Annotated in this window: 4 protein-coding genes; all 4 read right to left on the reverse strand. The window is 65.2% G+C overall.

Going from position 1 to position 3,648, the window contains the following annotated elements; all coding sequences use genetic code 11:
- Positions 1-33 precede the first annotated feature (33 nt).
- The 4 genes from GYA94_RS26125 to GYA94_RS26140 all read right to left on the reverse strand — a co-directional run bounded on the left by GYA94_RS26125 (position 34) and on the right by GYA94_RS26140 (position 3,509).
- A complete protein-coding gene (locus GYA94_RS26125) occupies positions 34-519 on the reverse strand; it encodes a flavin reductase family protein (RefSeq protein ID WP_047150252.1) in 486 nt (161 codons plus the stop codon).
- Positions 520-532: 13 nt separating this feature from the next.
- Positions 533-2,014, reverse strand: a complete 1,482-nt coding sequence (locus GYA94_RS26130; protein WP_054912259.1) for an aldehyde dehydrogenase — start codon at positions 2,012-2,014, stop codon at positions 533-535.
- Positions 2,011-2,844: an alpha/beta fold hydrolase gene (locus GYA94_RS26135; RefSeq protein ID WP_029887620.1), complete on the reverse strand. Its 834-nt coding sequence runs from the start codon at positions 2,842-2,844 to the stop codon at positions 2,011-2,013. Before GYA94_RS26135 ends, GYA94_RS26130 begins: the two co-directional genes overlap by 4 nt.
- A gap of 68 nt (positions 2,845-2,912) precedes the next feature.
- Entirely contained in the window at positions 2,913-3,509 is a 597-nt protein-coding gene (locus GYA94_RS26140) for an amino acid synthesis family protein (protein WP_029613156.1), read from the reverse strand.
- Between the last annotated feature and the right edge of the window lie 139 nt (positions 3,510-3,648).

A 3,648-nucleotide genomic window follows, 5' to 3' on the forward strand; every position in this document is an offset into this window, starting at 1 on the left:
CCGCGAAGCAGCCAACACCGGCTTAAAGGTCTATCAGCCCAAAGGCGGCAGGGCGCCCAGCTTGCCCTTGTGGTACACCATCGGCGTTACCGGCTGCTCGGGCAGCACCAGGTTCTTCACCGCACCCACGATGATCGCATGGTCCCCGCCGTCATACTCGCGCCACAGTTCGCACTCGATGATCGCCGTGGCCTTCGCCAGCAGCGGGTTGCCCAGCTCGCTCAGGTGCCACTCGATGCCCTTGGCCTTGTCCTTGCCCTTGCCGGCAAACGCATAGGCCTCGGCGGTTTGCTCGGCCGACAGCAGGTGGATCGCGAACTGCTTGCTGTCGCGCAGGATCGGGTAGGTGTCAGAGGCGTAGTTGGGGCAGAACAGCACCAGCGCCGGGTCGATCGACAGGGCGCTGAAGGCACTGGCGGTGATGCCGACGATGCCGCCGTCGGCGTCCAGGGTGGTGACAACCGTGACGCCGGACGGGAAGGAGCCCATCACGTCTTTGTAGATGCCAGGTTCGATCATCTCGTGCTACCTCTTAGCGCATCACAAACGGGTCGGGCATGGGCGCGGTGGACAGGTTGATCCACACGGTCTTCAGCTCGGTATAGGCCAGCACCGAATCGATGCCACTCTCACGGCCGTAGCCGCTGTTCTTGAAACCGCCGATCGGGGCCATGGCCGACACGGCGCGGTAGGTGTTGACCCAGATGATGCCCGAGCGCACGTCACGGGCCAGGCGGTGGGCGCGGCCCAGGTCGCGGGTCCAGATACCGGCCGCCAGGCCGAACTGCGAGTCGTTGGCGATTTCCAGCGCCTGCTCCTCGGTCTTGAAGCGGATGACCGCCGCGACCGGGCCGAACACTTCTTCCTGCATGATGGTCATCGAGTTGCTGTCGCACTCGAACAGGGTCGGTTCGTAGAACCAGCCTTCGCCTTCGACCTCGGCCCGCTTGCCACCCATGTGCAGCTTGGCGCCTTCAGCCTTGGCCGCAGCGACCAGGCCTTCGACCACGGCCAACTGCTGCGCGGTCGCCATCGGGCCCATTTCGCTGGCATCGTCCTGCGGGTTGCCGATGCGGATGCGCTTGGCGCGGGCAATCAGGCGCTCGACAAACTCGTCGAAAATCTCGTCCTGCACCAGCAGGCGCGAGCCGGCGACGCAGCTTTGCCCGGAGGCGGCATAGATGCCGGCCACGGCGCCGTTGATGGCGCTGTCCAGGTCGGCATCGGCGAAGATGATGTTCGGCGATTTGCCGCCCAGCTCCAGCGACAGCTTGGCGAAGTTCTCGGCACTGCTGCGCACCACGTGGCGGGCAGTGGCTGCACCGCCGGTGAAGGCGATCTTGCGCACCAGCGGGTGGCGGGTCAGCGCCGCGCCGGTGCTTGGACCGTAGCCAGTGACCACGTTGACGACACCCGGCGGGAAGCCGGCTTCCAGGGCCAGGCGGGCCAGCTCCAGAATGGTCGCCGAAGCGTGCTCGGACGGCTTGAGCACGATGGTGTTGCCGGCCGCCAGGGCCGGGGCCAGTTTGATCGCGGTAAGGTACAGCGGGCTGTTCCACGGGATGATGCCGGCGACCACGCCGATCGGCTCGTGCACGGTGTAGGCGAACAGGTCGGGCTTGTCCAGCGGCAGGGTGCCACCTTCGAGCTTGTCGGCCAGGCCGGCGGTGTAGTGGAAGAACTCGGGCAGGTAACCGACCTGGCCGCGGGTTTCGCGAATCAGCTTGCCGTTGTCACGGCTCTCCAGCTGCGCCAGGTGCTCTTTGTTCTCGGCAATCAGGTCACCCAGGCGACGCAGCAGCTTGCCGCGCGCGGTGGCCGTGATGCTGCGCCACTGCTTGCTGTCGAAGGCACGCTGGGCGGCCTGCACGGCCAGCTCCACATCGGCCTCGTCGGCATCGGGCAACTGTGCCCAGGCCTGGGCGGTGGCCGGGTTGAGGCTGTCGAAGGTCTTGCCGCTCTGGGCATCGCGCCATTGGCCGTCGATGCACATCTGGAAACGAACGAGGGTCATGCAACAATCCCCTTGGCGGATTCGGTAAGGGTGCGGGCTTGCGCGAGGAAGTCCAGCAGCATCTTGTTGACTTCACGCGGTGCTTCCACCGCCATCATATGCCGTTGCTCGGCCAGCACCACACTGTGCGCACCTGGGATGCGCGCCGCGAGCTGGCGGGTCATGGCCGGTGTGGAGCCCGAGTCGAGCTCGCCGGTGGCGATCAGTGTCGGCACCTGGATGCTGCCCAGGTCGCTGGCGCGGTACATGTCCTGGGTGGCGAACAGCGAATAAGTGGTGTGGTAGCCCTGCGGGTCATTGCTCGCCAGGACCTGGCGGATAGCGGCGACCTGGGCCGGGTTGGCGGCCTTGTATTCACGGCTGAACCAGCGCTCGAGGGCGGCGTCGACGTTGGCGTCGGGGCCCAGTTCTGCGGCCTGGGCGGCGCGGGCGATAACGCCGGCGCTCTGCTCGGGGCTGCGGTTGAACACGCTGTTGAGAACCACCAGTGCCGCCAGGCGCTGCGGGTAGTTGAGGGCAAAGGCCCGGGCAACCAGGCCGCCCATGGAAAAGCCGATTACCGTGGCCTGGGCGATTTGCAGGTGGTCAAGCAGTTCGGCGAGCTGGTCGGCATAGCCTTCCAGCGGGGTATCGGCAGCCGGCACGCGGCTTTGCCCGTGGCCGAGCATGTCATAGGCGATGACGCGGTAGTCGTTGGCCAGGCCAACGAACTGACCGCCCCACATTTCCTTGTTCAGGCCCACGCCGTGGATCAGTACCACGGGTTGGCCCTGGCCGACGGACAGGTAGCTGGTGCCGGCAGGTGTGCGTTCAGCGACAGGCTGAATCATGGAGGGCGCTCCTTGAAGGTCGGGCGCGGCGGGTAAGCACGCCACGCCCCGGCCCGTCTTGGTTGTTGTTATTGAGCGCTGGCTTTTTCGGCAGCCAGTTCTTCCAGGTCGATGTAGCGGTTGCCGATGCGCGGGTGCAGGCGGCCGCCGTCGGCAGCGCCCAGCACTACGACGATTTCATCGGCACGCGGTGCGTCTTCGATCTGCATCTCCAGGGTGATGTAGTGCGAGCGCAGGCCCTCGTCGTCTTTCTGCATCATCGGGATCTGGATCGAGGTGCCTGGGCCACCACGCTTGTTGGTGAAGCTCAGGTAGCTCTTGGCCTGTACCGCTTCGCGGTAGTGGTTGCCAAAGCGCAGGGTGTGGATCACCGCCGAAGCGTGCTCGATTTCGCCATCGGCACCCACCACGGCGGCCTTGCCGTAGGCCTCGATCTTGTCGGCCCCACCAATGGCGGCAGTCAGGCGCTCGACCATCAGCGCGCCCAGCTCCGAGCAGTTGGCGCGGATTTCCGGCTTCAGATCTTCAACGAAACCGCGACCGGCCCATGGGTTCTTGATCACCACGGCCAGGCCGACCATGGTCACCGGCTTGTCGGTGGCCTTGCCGCCTTCGATGCGGGTCTCTTCGGAGTAGGTGACGATCTTGCGGATTTCGAAACTCATGGGTGGCTCCTGGTGAGGGTTATCAGCTCTTGTTGTCTGATGGTATACCATAATATTTGTTGTGCAAGAGGGGGGTGGAAATTTCTCTTGCGGGGGGGACGGGAGGTTGCTAGTCGTAAGCTGCCAGTCGAACGTCGAA

The organism is Pseudomonas juntendi, from assembly GCF_009932375.1.
GTDB lineage: Bacteria > Pseudomonadota > Gammaproteobacteria > Pseudomonadales > Pseudomonadaceae > Aquipseudomonas > Aquipseudomonas juntendi.

Excerpts from the sequence above, each read along its gene's own strand:
- GYA94_RS26125 (WP_047150252.1), bottom strand. The coding sequence starts at position 519 with ATGATCGAACCTGGCATCTACAAAGACGTGATGGGCTCCTTCCCGTCC.
- GYA94_RS26130 (WP_054912259.1), bottom strand. The coding sequence starts at position 2,014 with ATGACCCTCGTTCGTTTCCAGATGTGCATCGACGGCCAATGGCGCGAT.
- GYA94_RS26135 (WP_029887620.1), bottom strand. The coding sequence starts at position 2,844 with ATGATTCAGCCTGTCGCTGAACGCACACCTGCCGGCACCAGCTACCTG.
- GYA94_RS26140 (WP_029613156.1), bottom strand. The coding sequence starts at position 3,509 with ATGAGTTTCGAAATCCGCAAGATCGTCACCTACTCCGAAGAGACCCGC.